At 58.6% G+C, this 22,760-nt stretch carries 23 protein-coding genes; 13 read left to right on the top strand and 10 right to left on the bottom strand.

The features are described 5' to 3' along the window. Positions 1 to 13: 13 nt before the first annotated feature. The 4 genes from F8N21_RS01205 to trpE all read left to right on the top strand — a co-directional run bounded on the left by F8N21_RS01205 (position 14) and on the right by trpE (position 4,096). The gene (locus F8N21_RS01205) at positions 14 to 838 is read left to right on the top strand and encodes an ABC transporter permease (RefSeq protein ID WP_150640368.1); all 825 of its coding nucleotides are present in this window, start codon (positions 14 to 16) and stop codon (positions 836 to 838) included. A gap of 222 nt (positions 839 to 1,060) precedes the next feature. Further along, positions 1,061 to 1,735 (top strand): ribulose-phosphate 3-epimerase, encoded by a 675-nt coding sequence (rpe, locus tag F8N21_RS01200; RefSeq protein ID WP_150640367.1) that lies wholly within the window; start codon positions 1,061 to 1,063, stop codon positions 1,733 to 1,735. Further along, positions 1,732 to 2,550, top strand: a complete 819-nt coding sequence (locus tag F8N21_RS01195; RefSeq protein ID WP_150640366.1) for a phosphoglycolate phosphatase — start codon at positions 1,732 to 1,734, stop codon at positions 2,548 to 2,550. The genes rpe and F8N21_RS01195 overlap by 4 nt, the downstream gene beginning before the upstream one ends. 70 nt (positions 2,551 to 2,620) lie before the next feature. Then, positions 2,621 to 4,096: an anthranilate synthase component I gene (gene trpE, locus F8N21_RS01190; protein ID WP_150640365.1), complete on the top strand. Its 1,476-nt coding sequence runs from the start codon at positions 2,621 to 2,623 to the stop codon at positions 4,094 to 4,096. 194 nt (positions 4,097 to 4,290) lie between these two features. Here the strand turns inward: trpE and estP are convergent, their stop codons facing one another. Further along, positions 4,291 to 6,198 (bottom strand): esterase EstP, encoded by a 1,908-nt coding sequence (estP, locus tag F8N21_RS01185; protein WP_150640364.1) that lies wholly within the window; start codon positions 6,196 to 6,198, stop codon positions 4,291 to 4,293. Positions 6,199 to 6,607: 409 nt separating this feature from the next. On the opposite strand from estP, the gene F8N21_RS01180 reads away from it, so the two are divergent. The 4 genes from F8N21_RS01180 (at position 6,608) to F8N21_RS01165 (ending at position 9,863) form a co-directional block, all read left to right on the top strand. Beyond that, a complete protein-coding gene (locus tag F8N21_RS01180; protein WP_150640363.1) occupies positions 6,608 to 7,201 on the top strand; it encodes an aminodeoxychorismate/anthranilate synthase component II in 594 nt (197 codons plus the stop codon). A 9-nt stretch (positions 7,202 to 7,210) separates the two neighbouring features. Continuing rightward, positions 7,211 to 8,260, top strand: coding sequence for an anthranilate phosphoribosyltransferase (trpD, locus tag F8N21_RS01175; RefSeq protein ID WP_150640362.1), 1,050 nt, complete (start codon positions 7,211 to 7,213; stop codon positions 8,258 to 8,260). Beyond that, positions 8,257 to 9,093: an indole-3-glycerol phosphate synthase TrpC gene (trpC, locus tag F8N21_RS01170; protein ID WP_150640361.1), complete on the top strand. Its 837-nt coding sequence runs from the start codon at positions 8,257 to 8,259 to the stop codon at positions 9,091 to 9,093. Before trpD ends, trpC begins: the two co-directional genes overlap by 4 nt. 68 nt (positions 9,094 to 9,161) lie before the next feature. After that, positions 9,162 to 9,863, top strand: coding sequence for a biotin/lipoate A/B protein ligase family protein (locus tag F8N21_RS01165; protein WP_150640360.1), 702 nt, complete (start codon positions 9,162 to 9,164; stop codon positions 9,861 to 9,863). Here F8N21_RS01165 and crp read toward each other — a convergent pair. Further along, the gene (crp, locus tag F8N21_RS01160) at positions 9,860 to 10,504 is read right to left on the bottom strand and encodes a cAMP-activated global transcriptional regulator CRP (RefSeq protein ID WP_150640359.1); all 645 of its coding nucleotides are present in this window, start codon (positions 10,502 to 10,504) and stop codon (positions 9,860 to 9,862) included. The genes F8N21_RS01165 and crp overlap by 4 nt on opposite strands. 237 nt (positions 10,505 to 10,741) lie before the next feature. On the opposite strand from crp, the gene F8N21_RS01155 reads away from it, so the two are divergent. Together F8N21_RS01155 and speD are read left to right on the top strand one after the other, a co-directional pair. After that, entirely contained in the window at positions 10,742 to 11,164 is a 423-nt protein-coding gene (locus tag F8N21_RS01155) for an OsmC family protein (protein ID WP_150640358.1), read from the top strand. Positions 11,165 to 11,403: 239 nt separating this feature from the next. Beyond that, positions 11,404 to 12,198: an adenosylmethionine decarboxylase gene (speD, locus tag F8N21_RS01150; protein WP_150640357.1), complete on the top strand. Its 795-nt coding sequence runs from the start codon at positions 11,404 to 11,406 to the stop codon at positions 12,196 to 12,198. 200 nt (positions 12,199 to 12,398) lie between these two features. Here speD and coq7 read toward each other — a convergent pair whose 3' ends face one another. From coq7 to hemJ, 6 genes are all read right to left on the bottom strand, one after another. After that, positions 12,399 to 13,046 (bottom strand): 2-polyprenyl-3-methyl-6-methoxy-1,4-benzoquinone monooxygenase, encoded by a 648-nt coding sequence (gene coq7, locus F8N21_RS01145; RefSeq protein ID WP_150640356.1) that lies wholly within the window; start codon positions 13,044 to 13,046, stop codon positions 12,399 to 12,401. A 127-nt stretch (positions 13,047 to 13,173) separates the two neighbouring features. Continuing rightward, positions 13,174 to 13,512: a histidine triad nucleotide-binding protein gene (locus F8N21_RS01140; protein ID WP_150640355.1), complete on the bottom strand. Its 339-nt coding sequence runs from the start codon at positions 13,510 to 13,512 to the stop codon at positions 13,174 to 13,176. A 79-nt stretch (positions 13,513 to 13,591) separates the two neighbouring features. Further along, positions 13,592 to 14,380 (bottom strand): SDR family NAD(P)-dependent oxidoreductase, encoded by a 789-nt coding sequence (locus tag F8N21_RS01135; protein ID WP_150640354.1) that lies wholly within the window; start codon positions 14,378 to 14,380, stop codon positions 13,592 to 13,594. A gap of 62 nt (positions 14,381 to 14,442) precedes the next feature. Next, on the bottom strand, positions 14,443 to 15,342 hold the full coding sequence (locus F8N21_RS01130) for a DUF805 domain-containing protein (protein ID WP_150640353.1): 900 nt from the start codon (positions 15,340 to 15,342) through the stop codon (positions 14,443 to 14,445). A gap of 81 nt (positions 15,343 to 15,423) precedes the next feature. Beyond that, complete coding sequence (locus tag F8N21_RS01125) at positions 15,424 to 16,392, bottom strand: NAD(P)H-dependent flavin oxidoreductase (RefSeq protein WP_150640352.1); 969 nt, start codon at positions 16,390 to 16,392, stop codon at positions 15,424 to 15,426. Positions 16,393 to 16,426: 34 nt separating this feature from the next. Next, positions 16,427 to 16,858, bottom strand: a complete 432-nt coding sequence (hemJ, locus tag F8N21_RS01120) for a protoporphyrinogen oxidase HemJ (protein WP_150640351.1) — start codon at positions 16,856 to 16,858, stop codon at positions 16,427 to 16,429. Positions 16,859 to 16,994: 136 nt separating this feature from the next. Here hemJ and argC point away from each other — a divergent pair, with 136 nt between their 5' ends. Both argC and erpA read left to right on the top strand, forming a co-directional pair. Next, the gene (gene argC, locus F8N21_RS01115; protein WP_150640350.1) at positions 16,995 to 18,029 is read left to right on the top strand and encodes an N-acetyl-gamma-glutamyl-phosphate reductase; all 1,035 of its coding nucleotides are present in this window, start codon (positions 16,995 to 16,997) and stop codon (positions 18,027 to 18,029) included. 153 nt (positions 18,030 to 18,182) lie between these two features. Beyond that, positions 18,183 to 18,533: an iron-sulfur cluster insertion protein ErpA gene (erpA, locus tag F8N21_RS01110; RefSeq protein ID WP_150640349.1), complete on the top strand. Its 351-nt coding sequence runs from the start codon at positions 18,183 to 18,185 to the stop codon at positions 18,531 to 18,533. A 75-nt stretch (positions 18,534 to 18,608) separates the two neighbouring features. On the opposite strand, the gene F8N21_RS01105 is transcribed toward erpA, so the two are convergent. Both F8N21_RS01105 and F8N21_RS01100 read right to left on the bottom strand, forming a co-directional pair. Continuing rightward, the gene (locus F8N21_RS01105) at positions 18,609 to 19,700 is read right to left on the bottom strand and encodes an anhydro-N-acetylmuramic acid kinase (protein ID WP_150640348.1); all 1,092 of its coding nucleotides are present in this window, start codon (positions 19,698 to 19,700) and stop codon (positions 18,609 to 18,611) included. Positions 19,701 to 19,703: 3 nt separating this feature from the next. Further along, positions 19,704 to 21,140, bottom strand: a complete 1,437-nt coding sequence (locus tag F8N21_RS01100; protein WP_150640347.1) for a peptidoglycan DD-metalloendopeptidase family protein — start codon at positions 21,138 to 21,140, stop codon at positions 19,704 to 19,706. 211 nt (positions 21,141 to 21,351) lie between these two features. On the opposite strand from F8N21_RS01100, the gene tyrS reads away from it, so the two are divergent. Continuing rightward, complete coding sequence (gene tyrS, locus F8N21_RS01095) at positions 21,352 to 22,551, top strand: tyrosine--tRNA ligase (protein WP_150640346.1); 1,200 nt, start codon at positions 21,352 to 21,354, stop codon at positions 22,549 to 22,551. The last annotated feature ends 209 nt before the right edge of the window (positions 22,552 to 22,760 follow it).

Genomic DNA, 22,760 nt, shown 5'->3' with positions numbered 1-22,760 from the left:
GGAGAGAATCGAAATGCTGAGCCCTTATATGTCGCCCGTTGAGCGGGTCTGGTTCTACAGCTTGCGTATTCTCTGCGGGCTGGTCCTGTTATTCCTGATTCTGCCGGTGCTGGTGATCATTCCGTTGTCGTTCAACTCCGGCAGCTTCCTGGTCTACCCCCTGCAAGGATTTTCGCTGCATTGGTACGAGGATTTCTTCGCCTCGGCCGAATGGATGCGTTCCCTGAAGAACAGCCTCATCGTCGCCCCGGCGGCGACTGTAATCGCCATGATTTTCGGCACGCTGGCGGCCATCGGCCTGACTCGCGGCGACTTCCCCGGCAAACCGTTGGTAATGGCGCTGGTGATTTCGCCGATGGTGGTGCCGGTGGTGATCATTGGCGTGGCCAGTTACCTGACCTTCGCTCCGCTGGGGTTTGGCAACAGCTATCTATCGCTGATCGTCGTGCATGCGGTGTTGGGCGTGCCGTTCGTGATCATTACCGTGTCGGCTACTTTGCAAGGCTTCAATCAAAACCTGGTGCGTGCCGCGGCCAGCCTTGGCGCTTCGCCGCTGACGGCATTCCGCCGTGTGACCTTGCCGTTGATCGCGCCGGGGGTGATTTCCGGGGCGCTGTTTGCCTTTGCGACGTCGTTCGATGAGGTGGTGGTCACGTTGTTCCTCGCCGGCCCCCAACAGGCAACCTTGCCTCGGCAGATGTTCAGCGGCATCCGGGAAAACCTCAGCCCGACCATCGCCGCCGCGGCCACCCTGCTGATTGCCTTTTCGGTGATCTTGCTGCTGACCCTGGAATGGTTGCGTGGGCGTAGCGAGAAGCTGCGTACGGCCCAAGTCTGACGCGAAACACAATACCCGTAGGAGCTGCCGCAGGCTGCGATCTTTTGATCTTTCGCTTGAAATTCAAGCGAGATCGAGAAAAAAGATCGCAGCCTGCGGCAGCTCCTACGTGTTCAGCCTCGCGCAGCCAATTAGAGTCCAATCATCGAGGTCACAGTGCGCGCTGGAAAGCATGCGGTATACAATGCGCGCCATCGTGATTTTGCTCAAACAAGGTGCGTCATGCAGCCCTTCGCTATTGCTCCGTCGATTCTCTCCGCCGACTTCGCCCGTCTGGGTGAGGAAGTGGACAACGTTCTCGCCGCTGGCGCCGACATCGTGCACTTCGATGTCATGGACAACCACTACGTGCCGAACCTGACCATCGGCCCGATGGTCTGTTCCGCGCTGCGCAAATACGGGATTACCGCGCCAATCGACGCGCACTTGATGGTCAGCCCGGTGGATCGGATCATCGGCGACTTTATCGAGGCCGGTGCGACGTACATCACCTTCCACCCGGAAGCCACGCTGCACGTCGACCGTTCCCTGCAAATGATCCGCGAAGGCGGTTGCAAGGCCGGTCTGGTGTTCAACCCGGCCACCCCGCTGGACGTGCTCAAGTACGTGATGGACAAAGTCGACATGATTCTGCTGATGAGCGTCAACCCGGGTTTTGGCGGGCAGAAGTTCATTCCCGGGACCCTCGACAAACTGCGCGAAGTACGGGCGATGATCGATGCGTCGGGGCGCGATATCCGCCTGGAGATCGACGGAGGGGTCAATGTGAACAACATTCGCGAAATCGCTGCAGCAGGTGCTGACACCTTCGTCGCCGGCTCGGCGATCTTCAATGCGCCGAATTACCAGGAGGTAATTGCAAAGATGCGTTCCGAACTGGCGCTGGCTCGCCCATGAGTGGCTTTGAGCAACTGTTCCCCGGGTGTCTGCCGCGGCTGGTGATGTTCGATCTGGATGGCACCCTGGTCGATTCGGTCCCTGATCTCGCGGTGGCCGTGGATAACATGCTGCTCAAGCTCGGACGCCCGCCCGCCGGTCTCGAATCGGTGCGTAAATGGGTCGGCAACGGCGCGCCGGTGCTGGTTCGCCGCGCGCTGGCTGAAAGTCTCGATCATTCAGCGGTCGACGATACCGAAGCCGAGCAGGCTTTGGAGCTTTTCATGGACGCCTATGCGCAGAGCCATGAGCTGACCGTGGTCTATCCCGGGGTGCGCGACACGCTGAAATGGTTGCACAAGCAGGGCGTGGAAATGGCCCTGATCACCAACAAGCCCGAGCGGTTTGTCGCACCCTTGCTGGATCAGATGAAGATTGGCCGGTATTTTCGCTGGATCATTGGCGGTGACACCCTGCCGCAGAAGAAACCCGATCCGGCGGCGCTGTTTTTCGTGATGAAAATGGCCAATGTGCCAGCGTCCCAGTCGTTGTTCGTCGGTGATTCGCGCAGCGATGTGCTGGCGGCGAAAGCGGCGGGGGTGAAGTGTGTGGCACTCAGTTATGGCTACAACCACGGCCGACCGATAGCCGAAGAGTCGCCGGCGCTGGTAATCGATGACATGCGCGCGCTAATTCCCGGTTGCCTGGATCTTGCCGCTGGGATAACGTTGGCCGACGTTGCTCAACCCCCTCCTAGAGATTCCATCGTGGTGGTCACTCGCAAGCTCTGGATGAAAGTCATCAAGGCCCTGGCCCGCTGGCGTTGGCGCGCCTGACTTGATTCTGGCCGGTTATCCGGCGCGTTTGCACAACTGACCGTTAGACGCTCAAGCCACGAGGCTCCCCATGATCCGTGAAGAATTCCTGCGTTTGGCCGCTGCCGGCTACAACCGCATTCCGCTTGCCTGTGAAACCCTTGCAGACTTCGACACGCCGTTGTCGATCTACCTGAAACTGGCCGACCAACCGAACTCCTATCTGCTGGAGTCGGTGCAGGGCGGTGAGAAGTGGGGGCGTTATTCGATCATCGGCCTGCCGTGCCGCACTGTGTTACGTGTCCATGATCATCAGGTCAGCGTGACCCACGATGGTGTGGAGATCGAAAGCCACCAGGTCGAAGACCCGCTGGCGTTCGTCGAAGCCTTCAAGGCGCGCTACAACGTGCCGACCATCGCCGGATTGCCGCGCTTCAACGGTGGGCTGGTGGGTTACTTCGGCTATGACTGCGTGCGTTATGTGGAGAAGCGGCTGGGTCAATGCCCAAACCCGGATCCGCTGGGTGTGCCGGACATTCTGCTGATGGTTTCCGATGCGGTGGTGGTGTTCGACAACCTCGCCGGCAAAATGCACGCGATTGTCCTGGCCGATCCTTCCCAGGAAAACGCCTACGAGAATGGCCTGGCGCAACTGGAAGCGTTGCTGGAAAAACTCCGTCAGCCGATCACCCCGCGTCGCGGTCTGGACTTCAGCAAGCAACAGTCCGCTGATCCGGTGTTTCGTTCGAGTTTCACCCAGGACGACTACGAGCGGGCGGTGGACACCATCAAGGAATACATCCTTGCCGGTGACTGCATGCAGGTGGTGCCGTCGCAACGAATGTCCATCGATTTCAAGGCGGCGCCGATCGATCTGTACCGTGCGCTGCGCTGTTTCAACCCGACGCCTTATATGTACTTCTTCAACTTCGGCGACTTCCATGTCGTCGGCAGTTCGCCGGAAGTGCTGGTGCGGGTCGAAGACAATCTGATAACCGTGCGGCCCATTGCCGGTACCCGTCCACGCGGGGCCACTGAAGAGGCCGATCTGGCGCTGGAAGAAGACCTGCTGTCCGATCACAAGGAAATCGCCGAGCACCTGATGCTGATTGACCTGGGTCGCAACGATACCGGTCGGGTGTCGGAGATCGGTTCGGTGAAACTCACCGAGAAAATGGTCATCGAACGCTACTCCAACGTGATGCACATCGTCTCCAACGTCACCGGCCAATTGAAAGCCGGCCTGACGGCCATGGACGCACTGCGGGCGATTCTGCCGGCGGGCACCCTGTCTGGCGCACCGAAAATCCGCGCGATGGAAATCATCGACGAACTGGAACCGGTCAAGCGCGGCGTCTACGGCGGCGCAGTGGGTTATTTCGCCTGGAACGGCAACATGGATACCGCCATTGCGATCCGCACGGCAGTGATCAAGAACGGCGAACTGCATGTGCAGGCCGGTGGTGGCATCGTCGCGGACTCAGTGCCGGCCCTGGAATGGGAAGAAACGCTGAACAAGCGCCGCGCCATGTTCCGTGCCGTTGCCCTGGCCGAACAAACGCCATAACACTACCCCAATAAAAAACGCTGCCTCTGTGAAGAGGCGGCGTTTTTTAATCTCGCCAGGCTGCCCCGAAAAGATCGCAGGCTACGCCAGCCGGGTACACCCGTGAAATGTCAGGTACCCCCGATCCCCGTAGGAGCTGCCGCAGGCTGCGATCTTTTGATCTTTTGATCTTTTGATCTTTTGGATCGCCAGACCTAGAAATCCAGGCTAACTCCAAGGCTCACACCCTGCTGGGTAAAGTCGTCGTCCTTGCGAATGCTATACCCGCCGCGTAACGCCAGGTCGGCCGTCAACTTATGGCTGAGCCCCAGGCTCACGCGATTCAGATGGCTCTGTGGGGTATAGCCCTCCAGGGTGAAATCGTTATCAGGCAGACTGTTGAGCGCGATGTTCAGGTGCAGGGTGTCGTCTTCATACTCATGTTCGTAAGCGTATTCGCCGAACACCTGGGTTTGCCGGGTGATCTGGTATTTGCCCTGCAAGCCCGCGCCAAGACGCTTGGATGTGCGCGTCTGGTCGTCGTAGGCCAGCGAAGTTGCGTTGGCGCCTTTCTCTGAATAACCGTCGACTTCAACCCGCGCGTAATCGGCGCTGATAAAGGGCGACAAATGCCATGCGCTGCCCGGTTGCGCGAAGTCATAACCCAAGCGGGTGCTGAAGGCCCCGAGATAGCCATCGGTATCGCCTTTCTCGGCGCCTTCGCTGATACCCAGAGCAAACTTGCGTTCGAGATTGTCGTAGTCCAGATGACCGCCGGTCAGCGCCGCATCAGCCCACCAGTGATGGTGTTGGTACTGGGCGAAAACGGTGCCCAGATAACTGTTGAGTTTGTAGTCCGAATCGCGGTCTCCTGCTTCAAGGTCCTGGCGGTAGAAACCTGTCGCGACACCCAGGCGCCATGTCTCGGTGAGCCGGTAGCTGCCGCCGAGCGTCAGGTTATAACCGCTACCATCGGCACTGGCGGCACTGTTTTGCTCGTCGATATCCAGGCGTTGCCCGCCGCCCGCCACAATTGCCCGCCATTGGCCGACACCCTGCCAGTTATCCCAGTCAGTCAACCATTGGCTGCGCAGTTCATCCTGATGGGCGCGTACAGTGCCCTGAGCCATTTCTGGCAGCAGGGTTATTTCCCATGGTGCAGCCAGCAGAGAGTAGGCGTAGTCGGCGATCAGTCGCTGACCCGCCTCGGTGGGGTGCACCGAGTCGTTATAGATCAGCCTGGTCGGATCGGGGTTGGCGCTGTTGATCCCATAGGTAGCATTTTCGAGGCAACCGTTGCCGCTGAAGCAGGTGGCGGTGAGGTTCTGGTCCGCGGCCAGGCCGAATCGGGCGGGGTCGGCGACGGTGTCCCTCAACAGCAGCGGGATGTTGAGCGGGATGATTTCGGCGTTGATCTGAGCCAGTTGCGTGACCAGTTGCTGGTTGAACGCTGCGCTGGCCTGGGTGCCGAATGCCTGCGCCGGACCGCCATTGAGAGCGGGTGTCAGGCCGAGGTCGGGAAGCAACCAGACCATTACATACCTGGCGCCGGCCTGTTGCAGGACCCGGACGCTAGCCACCAGTCGGTCGGCTGCCGCGTTGGCCTGGTCGACGTTGAGAATCCGGCCTTGGAGGAAGTCGTTGCCGCCGCCGGAAAGGTAATACAACGCCTTGGGATCGGCGCGCAGATTATTCGCTATCAGATAACCCGGACGACTGCGTTCGCCGGTGTTGGATTCGCTGGTAATCGAGTCGAGGATCTGATCGGTACGGTAGCCACCCACCGCCCAGTTATTGCCATCCGGCAGGCCTTGGCTGGCACGGGCCGCCGAGGTCGAGGCGGCCACCTGGTCAGGTGAAAACCCCAGTTTTGCGCCGAGCAGCTGGGTCGAATTGGCGGAGCGGATTTCACCGCTGCCGTCCAGATAGAGCGGGCCGGTGCGGTTGGTAAAACGTTGAGTTGCACCGGCGGGGCCGCCCGGATCAGTGAACTGTCCGGCGTCGCTCAAGCTGTCGCCAAACACCACAAAGTTTGAGTAAGGGGAGGGGGCGGCTATCGCCTGGGCACAGGCCAGGGAGAGAAGAGCGCCTGCGAGCGGTACGAACAACGTCTGTTTGATCATGAGCGAGTCCGTTTATCTATTGTTGTAGTTAATGAAACGACAGGGTAAAAACTGTTGCGCTTGAACTATGGCTAATGGCCGCATCACTTCTTTGATCAAGCAGCAGGGCTGCGCCATATTGCGCCCTCTGCTCAGCTAAGTTACTGTGCCAGGATCTATGAATGAGACCTTCCCCGTGTTGATCGTCAGCAAACTCTTGATGCGAGTTGTCAAGGCCCACGCCCGTTGGCGTTGGCGCGCCTGACATTTCTCTGCCGGCCCGGCCGGACCTGTACCGATTTGCCTTCTTTGCCCCTGTAAGACACCGCTTGTGCTGGTTCAAGTCCAGCGATAGACAGAGCGGGAGACGCTGCGGGCAAATCATCTGAAGGCTGTATTAAAAATCAGTGAATTCAAGAGGTTGTAACCCATGTTGCTGATGATCGATAACTACGACTCTTTTACGTATAACGTTGTGCAGTACCTCGGCGAGCTGGGCTCGGACGTAAAGGTTGTGCGCAACGATGAACTCACCATCGCCGAGATCGAAGCCCTCAAGCCTGAGCGCATCGTCGTTTCCCCAGGCCCGTGCACCCCGACTGAAGCCGGTGTTTCCCTGGAAGTCATCAAGCACTTTGCTGGCAAGTTACCTATTCTGGGTGTATGCCTCGGTCATCAGTCTATCGGCCAGGCATTTGGCGGCGACGTGGTACGCGCCCGTCAAGTCATGCACGGTAAGACTAGCCCGGTATTTCACGAGGACAAGGGCGTGTTCGAAGGCTTGAACCATCCGCTGACGGTTACGCGGTATCACTCGCTGATCGTCAAGCGCGAAACCCTGCCCGAATGTCTGGAGCTGACCGCCTGGACGCAACTTGAAGATGGCTCCATTGACGAGATCATGGGCCTTCGTCACAAAACGCTGAACATCGAGGGTGTGCAGTTTCACCCCGAGTCGATCCTCACCGAGCAGGGCCACGAGCTGTTCGCCAATTTCCTCAAACAGAGCGGCGGCACGCGCTAAGGACTTTCCATGGATATCAAGACTGCCCTGAGCCGTATCGTCGGCCACCTGGACCTGAGCACTGATGAGATGCGCGATGTCATGCGCGAAATCATGACCGGGCAATGCACCGACGCGCAGATCGGCGCCTTTATGATGGCCATGCGCATGAAAAGCGAAAGCATCGACGAAATTGTCGGTGCGGTCTCGGTCATGCGTGAGTTGGCCGATAAAGTCGAACTGAAAACCCTCGACGGCGTAGTCGATGTGGTGGGTACCGGCGGTGACGGCGCAAACATTTTCAACGTATCCACGGCGGCCTCGTTTGTGGTCGCTGCGGCGGGTTGCACCGTGGCCAAGCATGGCAACCGTGCGGTGTCTGGTAAAAGCGGCAGTGCCGATTTACTGGAGGCTGCCGGTATTTATCTGAACCTGACGCCGGTCCAGGTCGCCCGTTGCATTGATAACGTCGGCATTGGCTTCATGTTCGCGCAGTCCCATCACAGTGCCATGAAGTACGCCGCCGGGCCGCGCCGCGAACTGGGCTTGCGCACGCTGTTCAATATGCTTGGCCCGCTGACCAATCCGGCCGGTGTGAAACATCAAGTGGTGGGCGTGTTCACTCAGGCGTTGTGCCGTCCGTTGGCCGAAGTCCTGCAACGGATGGGCAGCAAGCATGTGTTGGTGGTGCATTCCCAGGATGGTCTGGACGAATTCAGCCTCGCCGCTCCGACTTTCGTTGCCGAACTGAAAGATGGCGCAATAACTGAATACTGGGTCCAGCCTGAAGACCTCGGTGTAAAGAGCCAGAGTCTGTTCGGCCTGGTGGTCGATAGCCCGGCGGCGTCCCTTGAATTGATTCGCGATGCCTTGGGGCGTCGTAAAACCGAGTACGGCCAGAAAGCCGCGGAAATGATCATGCTCAATGCTGGCGCGGCGCTGTATGCCGCCGATCATGCGAGCAGCCTCAAAGAGGGTGTTGCCCTGGCTCACGATGCACTGCACACCGGTCTGGCCCGGGAGAAGCTCGAAGAGTTGGGTGCGTTTACCGCGGTATTCAAGGTGGAGAATGAGGGATGAGTGTGGCGACGGTTCTGGAAAAGATTCTTGCGCGCAAGGCTGAGGAAGTTGCCGAGCGCAGCGCCCGGGTGAGCCTGGCGGAGTTGCAGCGTCTGGCGGCATTGGCCGATGCGCCGCGGGGTTTCGCCGAGGCACTGATCAAACAGGCCAGGCTCAAGCAGCCGGCGGTGATTGCCGAGATTAAAAAAGCCTCGCCCAGCAAAGGCGTGATCCGTGAGAACTTCGTCCCGGCAGACATCGCCAGGAGCTACGAGAAAGGCGGTGCGACCTGTCTGTCGGTGCTGACCGATATCGATTACTTCCAGGGCGCCGATGCTTACCTGCAACAGGCGCGGGAGGCATGCAAGCTACCGGTGATTCGCAAGGATTTCATGGTCGACCCTTATCAGATCATCGAAGCCCGGGCGCTGGGTGCCGATTGCGTGCTATTGATCGTCGCCGCGCTGGATGACGTGAAAATGGCCGAGCTGGCTGCCGTGGCGAAGAGCGTTGGTCTTGATGTACTGGTTGAAGTGCATGACGGTGACGAGCTGGAGCGGGCCTTGAAAACCCTCGACACGCCACTGGTGGGCGTCAACAACCGCAACCTGCACACCTTCGAGGTCAACCTGGAAACCACCCTCGACCTGTTGCCGCGTATCCCCCGGGATCGCCTGGTAATCACCGAGAGTGGCATTCTCAATCGAGCCGATGTCGAGCTGATGGAAATCAGCGACGTGTATTCGTTCCTGGTCGGCGAAGCGTTCATGCGCGCCGAGAGTCCGGGTGCGGAGCTGCAACGGTTATTCTTCCCTGAGCGTGGTGTGCCGGTGAGCGGCTCCACTCTCGATTGAACCTGATTTAGTGAAGAAGCCGGCGATGCCGGCTTTTTTGTAACCATCGCAAAAGGATTCGTACTGCCATGACTCAGCCCATTGCCTTGACCGTCGAAGCTGGCCTGCGCGCCGAGCAGGACTTGCTGGCCGCCGTTTGCGCGGGCGAACAGGAGTTCGGCCTGTTGTTCTGGCAGCCGAGTGATCGAGCGCTGGTCATGCCCAGGCGTTTAAGCCGCCTGCCAGGTTTCGAGGCGGCCAGCCAGGCGTCGGCCGCCAGCGGTTGGCCAGTCCTGTTGCGTGAAACGGGCGGTGAGCCGGTGCCGCAGTCTGCTGCGACCATCAATCTTGCGCTGGTCTATGCGCCGCCGCGCAGTGAAGGCGACCAGGGACGGATCGAAACCGCCTATCGGCGTCTGTGCGATCCGATCTGCGAGCTGCTCACCGAGCTCGGTGGTAATGCTTCGTTGGGAGAGATAGAGGGCGCATTCTGCGACGGTCGTTTCAACGTCAATCTTGATGGCCGCAAAATGGTTGGCACTGCCCAGCGCTGGCGCCAGAGCAAGGGGGGGCAGCGTCCGGTAGGGCTGGTGCATGGTGCGCTGTTGCTGGATGACGAGCGTGAATCGATGGTCGCGGCGGTCAATTGCTTCAATCAGGTCTGTGGTCTGGAACAGCGGGTCCGTGCCGAGAGCCACATCGCCCTGCATGAAAAATTTGCCGCTGCGGATGCCCTCGAGCGTTTGGACAGCTTATACCGACAAATGCTGGCAAAGGTGATGGCGGTCTAACGGGTACCGAACACCACCATGGTTTTGCCTTTGACGTTCACCAGGTTGCGTTCTTCCAGATCCTTGAGCACGCGCCCGACCATTTCTCGTGAGCAGCCGACGATTCGCCCGATTTCCTGGCGGGTTACCTTGATCTGCATACCGTCCGGGTGGGTCATGGCATCCGGCTGCTTGCACAGTTCCAGCAGGCAACGGGCAACCCGGCCGGTGACGTCGAAAAACGCCAGATCGCCGACCTTGCGCGTGGTGTCGCGCAGGCGCTGGGCGATCTGGCCGCTGAGTACGTAGAGAATGTCCGGGTCTTGCCGGGACAGTTCGCGGAATTTGCTGTAACTGATCTCCGCCACGTCACATTCGATCTTGGCTCTGACCCAGGCACTGCGTTGCTGCTCGTGGCCGGCTTGTTCAAACAAGCCCAGCTCGCCGAAGAAATCACCGGAGTTGAGGTAGGCGATGACCATTTCCCGGCCATCGTCGTCTTCGATCATGATGGTGACCGAACCTTTGATGATGAAGAACAGCGTATCCGAACGATCACCGGCACAGATAATATTGCTCTTGGCCTGGTAGCGTCGGCGCTGACAGTGCATCAACAGCTTGTCGAGGTTCTTGATCTTGGGTGTGGGGGTAATAGCAACCATGGTTGTATCCCGAAAAGCCTGCAGGGTGTGGTGTCGTTTTACTTTTTTTATAGGCGCGAAGCGCTGTAAACAGCCAGCCAGGCGCCAGTGATTTGGCGCCAGCTTAACAGACACATTCTGTAGAGATTCGTGAATTTATGTATCCGCTGTGGCAGCCACTCGACTGGTTGCAAAACGCTGTGTTTTCAGGGGCCTGTGCTAAGCTGGCGACCCTTTTCTAGCAGTGGAGTCTTGGCGATGAAGGCACGCATCCAATGGGCTGGCGAAGCCATGTTCCTCGGTGAATCCGGTAGCGGTCATGTTGTGGTCATGGATGGCCCACCAGAAAGCGGTGGACGCAATCTGGGTGTGCGGCCCATGGAAATGCTCCTGCTCGGTGTGGGTGGGTGCAGCAATTTCGATGTGGTCAGCATTCTGAAGAAATCCCGTCAGGCGGTGGAAAGCTGTGAGGCCTTTCTCGAAGCCGAGCGAGCTACTGAAGATCCGAAGGTCTTTACCAGGATCCACATGCATTTCGTGGTCAAGGGCCGGGCGCTGAAGGAAGCTCAGGTCAAGCGCGCAATCGAACTGTCCGCAGAGAAGTATTGCTCGGCGTCGATCATGCTTGGTGCGGCCGGCGTGACCATTACCCACGACTACGAAATTGTCGAACTCGGTTGAATCGACATTCAACTATCATAATTGCAGTGCAGACTCTGGCGATCATGGGTTCAGGTCTGCATAATGCGCCACTTTTTTCAGGGTGCTGATCGCTTTCAAGGCAGGTCACGGTCCCGAACAGACAACCAAAATCGCCATTGCGAAGAGGTGTTAACCGTCCTACGCAGGTGCGTCGTTCGCATCTGACGGGCATGCTTGATCACGCGGCTCGGGCCGCAATACATAGAGAGTTTTTAACGGTGAAAAGCAAACTCAAGCTCCACGGGTTCAATAACCTGACAAAGACCTTGAGCTTCAACATCTATGACATCTGCTATGCGGAAACCCCGCAGGACCAACAGGCTTACGTCGAGTACATCAACCAGGTCTACGACGCCGAACGCCTCACGCAGATCCTTACAGAAGTTGTCGATATCATTGGTGCCAACATCCTGAACATCGCCCGTCAGGACTACGATCCCCAAGGCGCCAGTGTGACCATTCTGATCTCCGAGCAGCCGGTGACGCCTACCGACAGCCAGATCGAAGAGTCGCCGGGCCCGTTGCCCGAAATCATCCTGGCCCACCTCGACAAGAGCCATATCACGGTGCACACCTACCCGGAAATCCATCCGGTGGACGGAATCGCGACCTTCCGCGTGGACATCGACGTGTCGACTTGCGGGGTCATTTCACCGCTTAAAGCGCTCAACTACCTGATCCACCAGTTCGAGTCGGACATCGTCACCGTGGATTACCGCGTGCGCGGTTTCACGCGGGATGTTGAAGGCAAAAAGCACTTCATCGACCACGAGATCAACTCGATCCAGAACTACCTCTCCGGGGACACCCGCGACGGTTACCAGATGACCGACGTGAACGTGTATCAGGAAAACCTGTTCCACACCAAGATGCTGCTGAAGAACTTCGAACTGGATAACTACCTGTTCGGCGACGCCACCAGCAACTTGTCGGCTGAACAGCGCGCTCAGGTCACTGAGCGGGTGAAACACGAAATGCTGGAGATCTTCTACGCTCGCAACATGCCGAGCTGAGATCAGCGAGTACAAAAAAGGCGGCTACCTTCGGGTAGTCGCCTTTTTTATTTCTGTTTGTCTGATGCTCCGTGCGACGGCTATCGCGAGCAAGCTCGCTCCCACACTAGATCGCTTTTGGATACAGAACTTGTGAACACCAGAGATCGAATGTGGGAGCGAGCTTGCTCGCGATGAGGCCCTAAAGTGCGACGCAACTATCAGATCCGATAGGTGCTCTTGGTCATAACCTTGGCCATCAGACTCATGCCGAACTTGACCGGCGCGGGGAACCGGAAGCCACCGGCATCCAGTGCGCTTTCGGCGTGCTGCTCTTCATCGATGCGCATTTGCTCGAGAATCGCCCGGGACTTCTCGTCTTCGGCCGGCAATTGCTCAAGGTGTTCATTCAGATGCTTGCAGACTTGATGTTCGGTCGCGGCCACGAAGCCCAGGCTGACTTTGTCGCTGATCAGCCCGGCAACCGCGCCAATGCCGAACGACATGCCGTAGAACAGCGGGTTCAACAGGCTGGTATGACTGCCCAATTGACGGATACGTTGTTCGCACCAGACCAGGTGATCGATCTCTTCTTCGGCGGCATGTTCCATGGCGGCGCGCACGTGCGGCAGCTTGGCGGTCAGGGCCTGGCCCTGGTACAGCGCCTGGGCACAGACTTCGCCGGTATGGTTGATGCGCATCAGACCGGCGACGTGCCGGGTGTCCTCGTCGCTCATCTGCACGTCTGGCTGCACGATGGCCGGCGAAGGGCGATACGGCTGGCCGCTGAAGGGCAGCAGGGTGCGCATCGCGGTATCGGCTTGCAACAGCAGACGGTCGATCGGCGAGTAGTGACGTTGGGTAGTCATGCTTACCTCCGGGAAGAATCACGGCGGCCAGTTTACCCCAATCGATGCGGCGAAGGCTGCGCTGGATCAGCGCACCCTTGCCCTTGATGTCGCGAAGGGTGTGCTGCAAAGGTCTATATCAGAGCAATCAGCCCGGCGGCCAGTGCATCTGACGCTGACCGAGTACGTGCATGTGAATGTGATAGACGGTCTGCCCACCCAATTCATTGCAGTTCATGACCACCCGGAAGCCTGCTTTGCAGCCAAGCTCTGTGGCCAGGCGCTGGGCGGTGAACAGCATATGTCCGGCCACCGCTTTGTCATCTTCAGTGAGGTCATTAAGGGTGCGGATGGGTTTCTTCGGGATCACCAGAAAATGCACCGGTGCCTGTGGCGCATTATCGTGGAAGGCCAGTATCTGGTCGTCCTCGTAGATGATCTTCGCGGGTAGTTCTCTGTTGATGATCTTGGTGAACACAGTATCCACTGCTGTTTCTCCGTTGTGTTGGTCCGGACTGAGTGTACTCAGGCGACCGACCTGCGCCCAGCCTTTGCATGGTTGCAATTTAATACGGGCAGTAAGTCTTGTTGATCGCACCGGCGATTTTTCGGGTCAGCCAGCGCGAGCCCAGACGCGGAATGAAGGCGTGCCAGCGGTTGCGGCGACCGGGAATGATGATGGCGCGGTTCTTCTCCAAAGCACGCACGGTGTAGAGCGCGACTTCCTCGGGGCTCATCAGCAGCTTGCTGTTTTCCAGCTTGCTGGCGTCGAGCTGGGCAGTGCGAAAGAACGCCGTGCGCGTCGGCCCGGGGCACAATACCGAGACCTTGACCGCGCATTTTTTCAATTCTTCGCGCAAGCCTTCGGAGAAGTGCAGCACGTAGGCTTTGCTGGCGTAGTAAGTGCTCATCCAGGGGCCAGGATGGAAGCCCGCGACCGAGGCGACATTCAGGATCTGCCCGCCGCCCTGCAAGGCCATGGTATTGCCAACGGCATGGCACAAGCGGGTGAGGGCCAGAATATTCACTTCGATCAGGTCCTGTTCGGTCATCCAATCCTGGGCCAGAAACGGGCCGCAGGTGCCGATTCCTGCGCAATTGACCAGCAGGTCAATCTGCCGGTCACCTTCCTCAAGCTCCAGCAGAAAACCGGAGAGACGCAGGGGTTCACCCAGGTCGCAGGCCCGGAACAGCACTTCCACGCCAAAGCGCTGGGTCAGTTCGATTGCAATGCTTTCCAGCTGATCACGTTGGCGGGCCAGCAGAATCAGGCTGCGGCCGCGCCTTGCCAGCGCTTCGGCCAGGGCCAGGCCAATGCCGCTGGAAGCACCAGTGATCAGAGCGTAACGGGTCATGCAGTTCTCCATCGCAACGGCTGCGCGTCTGGGACGGACGTCTCACAGGCGCGCAGCGCTTTTCATTCTTGCGCAGAGTCTACAGGTGGCTGAGCGGGTTCGGCTGTTTCTGTCGCAGGTTCGACGATTTCATAGCTGCTCATTGAGCTGCTTTGGTATTCCTGCGTGAGGGTGCCGAGACCACCGGCGAGTGCGCCGATGATCAGCACGGCAAGCAACACCAGCCACAGCGCAGACAGTATTTTGACTGCGCTGCTGTTGGGCGGCGGTGGTGCGCCATAGCGGTTGGCGCCGGTATTGCCCGGCATGACCGTTATCAGAATCGGGAATACGCTCCCTACCATCGGCACCAGGTTGAGGAACCATAGCCAGCCTGACCAGCCAAGATCGTGGAGGCGCTGGACGGTAATGGTGATGTTCACGTAGAGGTAGGCCAGTAGCGCGACGAAGCCAAACAGGCCCCCCAGCACGAAGTGCTCATCAGAGAACAAGCTCAGGACAATGACTGCCGCGACAATGGTTGCGGCCATTAGCGAAACCAATGTCCAGGCCAGAAACCGCAGGCGCCCGATGCGTCCTTGAACGCTGAATACCTTCAGTTCGGAAAACTCTGGAAGGGTTTCACCGACCGCCGCGCGGGGAGGGCTGTAGGGCGATTCGGTATCACTGGAGGACGATGCAATGTCGCTAGCAGGCTGATGAACCTCGGCGAGGCTGAGTTCAATGGGCAGTTCGGGCTCGATTCGAGCGTCGATGCCGGTCTTCGACAGGGCATCCAGATAGGTTTGCGCATCCGTGCGGGACAGGTCGCGTTTCAAAGCGACGGATTTTCCGCTGAACAGGCGCTCAATGGCCGTCACGTCGCTTTTAAACAGGTGGGCGAGATTGAGCTTTGCCGTGGTGATCTCGACGCCGGGGAGCAGGGCACCGTTGAACACGATCTTGAAACGGTGTTCGCTCATTCAGGGCATCCTTGTCAGTTGCAATAGGTAGGGTGGAGTTTAAGGTCAGTCGCGTGCGTCTGACCAAAAATACCCGGGGTGTCAGCGCGGCCAGCGTTTCGGCAATTGCGCAGCGAGCGCTTGGGCACTGCGGTATTCGGCGTCCAGCCGTGCTACCAATTGATCGACACTCGGCAGGTCATCGATTTCACCTACGCCCTGGCCGGCAGACCAGACGGTTTTCCAGGCTTTGGCTTCGTCTTTGAGGGGTTTGAGTTTCGAGCCGAAATTGACTTCGCCCTTGCCCTGCAGCGCGGCCAGATCGAAACCGGCATTGAGCAGGCTCTGGCGCATGAAACTTGCGGGGATGCCAGACACTGCGGGGGTATGAATGATGTCAGCGGCCTTGGAGTTCAGCAGCATCTCTTTATAGGCCTCGGGTGCATGGCTTTCGCTGGTGCCGATAAAACGTGTCCCGAAGTACGCCAGATCCGCGCCGAGCAGTTGTGCGGCAAGAATCTCGTGGCCGTGGTTCAAGCAGCCAGCCAGCAACAGGGTCTTGTCGAAGAACTGACGGATTTCGGCAATCAGCGAAAACGGGCTCCAGGTTCCGGCATGCCCGCCAGCGCCAGCGGCGACCGCGATCAGCCCGTCGACCCCGGCTTCAGCGGCTTTTTCCGCGTGGCGCCGGGTGGTGACGTCGTGAAACACCAGTCCGCCATAACTGTGTACGGCATCGACGAGCTCTTTCACTGCACCGAGGCTGGTGATGACAATCGGCACTTTGTGTTCGATACAGATCGCCAGATCCGCTTCCAGGCGCGGATTGCTGTTGTGGACGATCAGGTTCACGGCATAAGGCGCAGGATTCTCAAGCGCTGCCAGCCCTGCTTCGATTTCCTCCAGCCAGGCTTTGAAACCGCTGCTTTCACGTTGGTTGAGAGCGGGAAAGCTCCCCACCACGCCATTACGGCAACAAGCCAGGACCAACTGCGGGTTGGAAATCAGGAACATCGGCGCTGCCACCACCGGCAGACGCAAACGTTGTTCGAGCAGAGCGGGCAGCGACATTGGAGGTACCCCGAATAGTTGCGACTTGTAGGATTTAGAACGGCCGTACAACGACCAGAATTACAATAGCCAGCAATATCAGAACCGGCACCTCATTGAACCAGCGATAAAAGACATGGCTGCGGGTGTTTTCGCCACGGGCAAAACGTTTTACCTGCGCGCCGCACATATGGTGATACCCGATCAGGATCACCACCAGGGTCAGCTTGGCATGCATCCAGCCGCCCTGGCCGAAATAGGCGCTCGGGTTGAGCGCGATCAGCCAGATCCCGAAGACCAGCGTCGCGATCATCGCCGGGAGCATGATGCCCCGGTACAGCTTGCGCTCCATGAGGCTGAAGCGCTCTTTGCTGATGCTGTCCTCGCTTTGCGCGTGATAAACGAACAGGCGCGGCAGGTAGAACAGGCCGGCAAACCAGCAGACCAGACTGACGATGTGAAAGGCTTTGAGCCACAGAAAAAGCATTTTTGGTTATTCCCCAGGTTCACGGTAGCGAAGATAGTAGAGGTTAGAGCGCCCGCACGTCACCTTGGCGGTTGTCGCAGAGCGTTGCGGCCCCTATTATCGATGGCTTTCCAGTGGGTTCGTTGAGGGCAGGTATATGGTCAAGGTCGGTATCGTCGGCGGCACGGGTTACACCGGGGTTGAATTGCTGCGTCTGTTGGCACAGCATCCGCAAGCTGAAGTGGTGGTGATCACTTCCCGATCCGAGGCTGGCCTGGCCGTGGCCGACATGTATCCGAATCTGCGCGGTCATTACGATGGCCTGGCATTCAGCGTTCCGGACATCAAGGCTCTGGGCGCCTGCGATGTGGTGTTCTTCGCCACGCCGCATGGTGTCGCTCATGCCCTGGCGGGTGAACTGCTGACGGCCGGCACCAAGGTTATCGACCTGTCGGCGGACTTCCGTCTGCAAGACGCCGATGAATGGGCCAAGTGGTACGGCCAGCCGCACGGTGCGCCGCAGTTGCTGGAAGAAGCGGTCTACGGCTTGCCGGAAGTAAATCGTGAGCAGATCAAGCAAGCGCGTCTGATCGCCGTACCGGGTTGCTACCCCACCGCCACGCAGTTGGGTTTTCTGCCGTTGCTCGAAGCGGGTCTGGCAGATACCAGCCGTTTGATTGCTGACTGCAAATCCGGCGTCAGCGGTGCCGGCCGGGGTGCTGCCGTAGGTTCGCTGTACGCCGAGACCTCGGAAAGCATGAAGGCTTACGCCGTCAAAGGGCACCGTCACTTGCCGGAGATTCGTCAGGGGCTGTGTCGCGCATCGGGCAAGGACGTCGGTCTGACCTTCGTTCCGCACCTGACGCCAATGATTCGCGGCATTCACTCAACGCTTTACGTCACGGTCGTCGACCGCTCGGTAGATCTGCAGGCACTGTTCGAGAAGCGCTATGCCGACGAACCGTTCGTCGACGTCATGCCTGCCGGCAGCCATCCGGAAACCCGTAGCGTGCGCGGCGCCAACGTTTGCCGTATCGCCGTGCATCGTCCGCAAGACGGCGATCTGGTGGTGGTGTTGTCGGTGATCGACAACCTGGTCAAGGGCGCGTCGGGTCAGGCAGTGCAGAACATGAACATCCTGTTCGGCTTGGATGAGCGCCTGGGTCTGTCCCACGCCGGCATGTTGCCCTGAGAGCATCCACAAGCTGCAAGCTTGAAGCAACAAGCTTGCAGCTTGAAACTAGTAGCTTGCCGCTGCTCCTTAATAGTTGACCGCTTTTCTAGGAGAAGGGGATAATGCGCGTCATCACGCATTATGGCGGCGTAACGCCGGGAGATAGTCAGCATGAGCGTCGAATCCTTCACCCCCATGGCTTTGCAATTCACCCACGGTGCCGCGCACAAGGTGAAGAGCCTGGTCGATGAAGAGGGCAATGATCGCTTGAAGCTGCGCGTATTCGTTACGGGCGGCGGTTGTTCAGGTTTTCAGTACGGTTTCACCTTCGATGAAGATGTGGCCGATGACGACACCATCGTCGAGCGCGAAGGCGTCAGTCTGGTTGTCGATCCGATGAGCTTCCAGTACCTGGCGGGTGCCGAGGTGGATTATCAGGAAGGTCTGGAAGGCTCTCGTTTCGTGATCAAGAACCCGAATGCCTCCACGACCTGTGGTTGCGGTTCTTCGTTCTCGATCTGATCGAACGGCACAGTACCGGTTTCACTTGACGCCGCATGGCTGCACAAAGCCATGCGGCGTTTTGCTGTCTGTCGATCAGGCCGGGTAGATGGCGCCCAGTACTCGCAAGCCCCGAGCACCGGTGACGCTCGGACGATTGGCGGCAATGCCTTCCAGGCAGCAATGCGCCAGCCAGGCGAAGGCCATGGCCTCGACCCAGTCCGGATCGACGCCATAAGCGGCGGTGCTGCTGACAGTGGTGTTGGGCAGCAGGGCCGCGAGGCGGTTCATCAGCGCAGCGTTATGAGCGCCACCGCCGCAGACCAGTAACTCCTGGGTTTCGCCTTGCGCGGCCTGCAACGACTCGACGATGGTCAGGGCGCTCAGCTCAAGCAGGGTCGCCTGCACATCTTCAGCAGCCAGTGCGGGCAGGCCCGCCAGGTGTTGCTGCAACCATTGCAGGTTGAACACTTCACGACCAGTGCTCTTCGGGCCTTTGGTCAGGAAGAAGGGGTCGCTGAGCAGGGCATTCAGCAGCGCTGGTTCCACCTTGCCGCTGGCGGCCCATTGGCCGTCGCGATCAAAGTTGTCGCCGCGTTGCAGGTGAATCCAGGCATCCAGCAGAACGTTCCCGGGACCGCAGTCAAAACCGGAGACAGGCTTGCCAGTCTCGATCAGGCTGAGATTGCTGAACCCACCAACATTCAGCACGGCTCGATGACCTGCACGCTGATCAAACAGTGCCTCGTGGAAGGCTGGAACCAGTGGAGCGCCCTGGCCACCCGCGGCTACGTCACGACTGCGGAAATCGCTGACGACGGTGATCCCGGTCAGTTCGGTCAGCAGTGCCGGGTTGCCAATCTGCACCGTGAAGCCCCGTGAGGGCTCATGGCGGATGGTTTGCCCGTGGCTACCGATAGCCCGAACCGCTTCAGGTTGCAGATGATGTTTGTCGAGGAGGGTGCTGATGCCCTGAGCGGCCAGATGCACCCAGTTCTGTTGGGCGATGGCCGAGCGGGCAATCTCATCGGGGCCGCTGGCGCACAAGCCAAGCAGCTCGGCGCGCAGGGTTTCAGGCATGGGGATGTAGTGCGTGGCGATCAGCCTGATCGCCGGTGCCTGCTCGATCAGCGCGATATCCAGGCCATCAAGGCTGGTCCCGGACATCACACCTATATAGAGCGCCATGGCTTAGCGCTTGCTCGAAGCTAGCGTGGTGGCTTTTTCCTGATCCATCCGCGCCATCAGAGGCTGGCTCTGTTGCTTGAAGCGCGCGCGCTCGGCTTTGGAGATCGGATCGGCCATGGCCACCTTCTGACCCAGTGGATCGACGTGCATACCATTGACCTGGAACTCGTAGTGCAAGTGTGGGCCGGTGGATAGGCCTGTGGTGCCGATGTAGCCGATAACCTGGCCCTGCTTGACGCTCCCGCCGGTCTTGACGCCTTTGGCGAAGCCTTGCATGTGGCCATAGAGCGTACGGTAGGTATTGCCGTGCTGGATGATCACGGTGTTGCCATAACCGCCGCGACGACCGGCCAACAGAACCTTGCCGTCACCGGCTGCCTTGATCGGCGTACCGCGTGGTGCTGCGTAATCGACGCCTTTGTGAGCGCGGATCTTGTTCAGGATCGGGTGCTTGCGGCCCATGGAGAATCGCGAACTGATACGGGCGAAGTCTACCGGTGTGCGAATGAAGGCTTTGCGCATGCTGTTGCCATCAGCGGTGTAGTAGCTGCTGGTACCTTGCTTGTTGGTGTAACGCACGGCGGTGTAAGTCTTGCCGCGGTTGATGAAACGGGCGGAAAGGATCGGGCCGGTGCCGACGGTCTTGCCGTTGACGACCTTCTGCTCGTAGATCACATCGAACTGGTCGCCCGGGCGAATATCCTGGGCGAAGTCGACGTCGTAGCCAAATACGCTGGCCATGTCCATGGTCAGTCTATGGGACAGACCGGCACGGGCCGCGGACTGCGAGAGCGAGCTGTTGATCACGCCGTGAACATAGGCCGAGCGCACGGTGGGCTTGGAAGTGAGGCGATTGAAGGCAAAACCTTTGGCGCCTTTGGTCAGAGTGATGGTTTCGAGGTCGCTGAGCTGGCTGTGCAGGTTCTTCAGCTGGCCATCAGCGTCCAGTTCGAACTCGAGTTTCTGGCCGCGTTTGAGCTGGGTGAACTGCTTGGCCTGTTTGTCGCTGGCGAGGATTTCATGCACGGAAGTCGCGGGCAGGCCGACTTTCTCGAACAGCGTGGAAAGCGTATCGCCTTTGGCAACCACGACTTCCCGGTGTTCGGGAGCTTTTTTCTCTTCCACCACCGCTGGAGCCAAGACCGCTGGAGCGGGCTGTGCTTGAGCGGTTTGCGGGGGTTCTTCCGCGCTGTTGTCGATCTGTGCAAACGGCGGGGCGACCACTTCATTTGTGGCTTGCTCGACTTCTGCAGCGTCTTGATCTTGTGTCAGTTGCTCGACAGGGGCTTCCAGGTCGAGATTCAGAGTCGTTCTTTTGGCCTCTACATCACTGGACGGAAATACCAGGAGCGCCAGGCTGAGTAAGGCGGCGATACCACTTGCGGCGAGCAGGTGGGTCTTCGGATAAAGCGGTGGCGCTTTAGGCGGTTTGGAGGTCATAGGTATTCTTGACTTTGAGAAAGATGAATTGGAAAAGATGACTGACATGATGAAGATGAAATAACTGTATAAAATATAACCAAATCGTCTGTGAAGCAAGCCCGCGAACGTTCCGTTCGTGGAATGGCCTCCGTACGCCGGGCAAAACTTGTAATTGGCCCGTGATCTTGTATGGTTGCTTCCCTTTGAATCTGAGCCTTGCGGGTCTGTTATGAAGTCGGTTGAAGAGCAGCTAGCGCTGATCAAACGTGGTGCGGAAGAGGTGTTGGTCGAGTCCGAGCTGATCGAAAAGCTCAAGCGTGGCCAGCCGCTGCGTATTAAGGCCGGTTTCGATCCGACGGCGCCGGATTTGCACCTGGGGCACACCGTGCTTATTAATAAGCTGCGCCAGTTCCAGGATCTGGGGCATCAGGTGATCTTCCTGATCGGTGACTTCACCGGGATGATCGGCGATCCGAGCGGCAAGAGCGCAACGCGTCCTCCGCTGACTCGTGAGCAGGTTCTCGAGAATGCCGAGACCTACAAGACCCAAGTATTCAAAATTCTCGACCCGGCCAGGACCGAGGTGGCGTTCAACTCCACCTGGATGGACCAGATGGGGCCGGCGGACTTCATTCGTCTCACTTCGCAGTACACCGTGGCGCGGATGCTCGAGCGCGACGATTTCGACAAGCGCTACTCGACCAATCAACCGATCGCAATCCACGAGTTTCTCTATCCGCTGGTCCAGGGGTATGACTCGGTAGCTCTGCGAGCCGATGTCGAGTTGGGTGGTACCGATCAGAAGTTCAACCTGCTGATGGGGCGTGAGTTGCAGCGCGCCTATGGGCAGGAGGCACAGTGCATCCTGACCATGCCGTTGCTGGAAGGTCTGGACGGCGTGAAAAAAATGTCCAAGTCCCTGGGTAACTACGTGGGGATTCAGGAAGCGCCGGGTGTCATGTACGGCAAGCTGGTTTCGATTCCGGATGAGCTGATGTGGCGCTACTTCGAGTTGCTCAGCTTTCGCTCGATGGACGAGATTGCAGTCTTCAAGGCTGACGTCGAGGCCGGCGCCAATCCGCGGGATATCAAAATCAAGCTGGCTGAAGAGATCGTTGCGCGCTTCCATGGTGAAGAAGCCGCGGCGAATGCTCATCGTGGCGCGGGCAACCGCATGAAGGATGGCGAGCTGCCGGATGATCTGCCAGAGATCGAATTGACCGCGACTGAAGATATGCCGATTGCCGCCGTTCTTAATAAGGCGGGCCTGGTGAAGAACTCGGCAGTGGCGCGCGACCTTCTCGGTTCCGGTGGTGTGCGTATAGATGGTGAGGTGGTTGATCGCACCTATATATATGCATTGGGCGCGACCCATGTTTGTCAGGCCGGGAAGAAGGCATTTGCGCGTATTACGCTCAAGCCTGAGTAAAGCTGAAATTAGTCCTTGACGGCAGATCCTGGAAGTCTATAATTCGCCCCACTTCCGGCGCAGTCGAAACGGAAAACTCCTTGGAAAACAAAGAGTTACGCAGTTTTCGACAGTGGGTTGCTTCAGTTCATCGAGGCCCAGAAGGAGTTGATAAGGTCGTGTTGTTTGGCCCTATTAATGATTCGATCCACTCGGTCGAAAGCGGTGTA

Origin of the sequence: Pseudomonas fluorescens, from assembly GCF_902497895.1 — a bacterium.
GTDB lineage: Bacteria > Pseudomonadota > Gammaproteobacteria > Pseudomonadales > Pseudomonadaceae > Aquipseudomonas > Aquipseudomonas fluorescens_BP.
This window is presented reverse-complemented; position numbering and strand designations above follow the sequence as displayed.

What these genes read in the sequence shown, in the direction of transcription:
- F8N21_RS01205 (WP_150640368.1), top strand. Translation starts at nt 14, where the DNA reads ATGCTGAGCCCTTATATGTCGCCCGTTGAGCGGGTCTGGTTCTACAGC.
- F8N21_RS01130 (WP_150640353.1), bottom strand. Translation starts at nt 15,342, where the DNA reads ATGAGCGAACACCGTTTCAAGATCGTGTTCAACGGTGCCCTGCTCCCC.
- argC (WP_150640350.1), top strand. Translation starts at nt 16,995, where the DNA reads ATGGTCAAGGTCGGTATCGTCGGCGGCACGGGTTACACCGGGGTTGAA.
- estP (WP_150640364.1), bottom strand. Translation starts at nt 6,198, where the DNA reads ATGATCAAACAGACGTTGTTCGTACCGCTCGCAGGCGCTCTTCTCTCC.
- F8N21_RS01165 (WP_150640360.1), top strand. Translation starts at nt 9,162, where the DNA reads ATGACTCAGCCCATTGCCTTGACCGTCGAAGCTGGCCTGCGCGCCGAG.
- F8N21_RS01180 (WP_150640363.1), top strand. Translation starts at nt 6,608, where the DNA reads ATGTTGCTGATGATCGATAACTACGACTCTTTTACGTATAACGTTGTG.
- crp (WP_150640359.1), bottom strand. Translation starts at nt 10,504, where the DNA reads ATGGTTGCTATTACCCCCACACCCAAGATCAAGAACCTCGACAAGCTG.
- F8N21_RS01125 (WP_150640352.1), bottom strand. Translation starts at nt 16,392, where the DNA reads ATGTCGCTGCCCGCTCTGCTCGAACAACGTTTGCGTCTGCCGGTGGTG.
- hemJ (WP_150640351.1), bottom strand. Translation starts at nt 16,858, where the DNA reads ATGCTTTTTCTGTGGCTCAAAGCCTTTCACATCGTCAGTCTGGTCTGC.
- F8N21_RS01135 (WP_150640354.1), bottom strand. Translation starts at nt 14,380, where the DNA reads ATGACCCGTTACGCTCTGATCACTGGTGCTTCCAGCGGCATTGGCCTG.
- tyrS (WP_150640346.1), top strand. Translation starts at nt 21,352, where the DNA reads ATGAAGTCGGTTGAAGAGCAGCTAGCGCTGATCAAACGTGGTGCGGAA.
- F8N21_RS01155 (WP_150640358.1), top strand. Translation starts at nt 10,742, where the DNA reads ATGAAGGCACGCATCCAATGGGCTGGCGAAGCCATGTTCCTCGGTGAA.
- coq7 (WP_150640356.1), bottom strand. Translation starts at nt 13,046, where the DNA reads ATGACTACCCAACGTCACTACTCGCCGATCGACCGTCTGCTGTTGCAA.
- F8N21_RS01100 (WP_150640347.1), bottom strand. Translation starts at nt 21,140, where the DNA reads ATGACCTCCAAACCGCCTAAAGCGCCACCGCTTTATCCGAAGACCCAC.
- rpe (WP_150640367.1), top strand. Translation starts at nt 1,061, where the DNA reads ATGCAGCCCTTCGCTATTGCTCCGTCGATTCTCTCCGCCGACTTCGCC.
- erpA (WP_150640349.1), top strand. Translation starts at nt 18,183, where the DNA reads ATGAGCGTCGAATCCTTCACCCCCATGGCTTTGCAATTCACCCACGGT.
- F8N21_RS01105 (WP_150640348.1), bottom strand. Translation starts at nt 19,700, where the DNA reads ATGGCGCTCTATATAGGTGTGATGTCCGGGACCAGCCTTGATGGCCTG.
- trpE (WP_150640365.1), top strand. Translation starts at nt 2,621, where the DNA reads ATGATCCGTGAAGAATTCCTGCGTTTGGCCGCTGCCGGCTACAACCGC.
- trpD (WP_150640362.1), top strand. Translation starts at nt 7,211, where the DNA reads ATGGATATCAAGACTGCCCTGAGCCGTATCGTCGGCCACCTGGACCTG.
- trpC (WP_150640361.1), top strand. Translation starts at nt 8,257, where the DNA reads ATGAGTGTGGCGACGGTTCTGGAAAAGATTCTTGCGCGCAAGGCTGAG.
- F8N21_RS01195 (WP_150640366.1), top strand. Translation starts at nt 1,732, where the DNA reads ATGAGTGGCTTTGAGCAACTGTTCCCCGGGTGTCTGCCGCGGCTGGTG.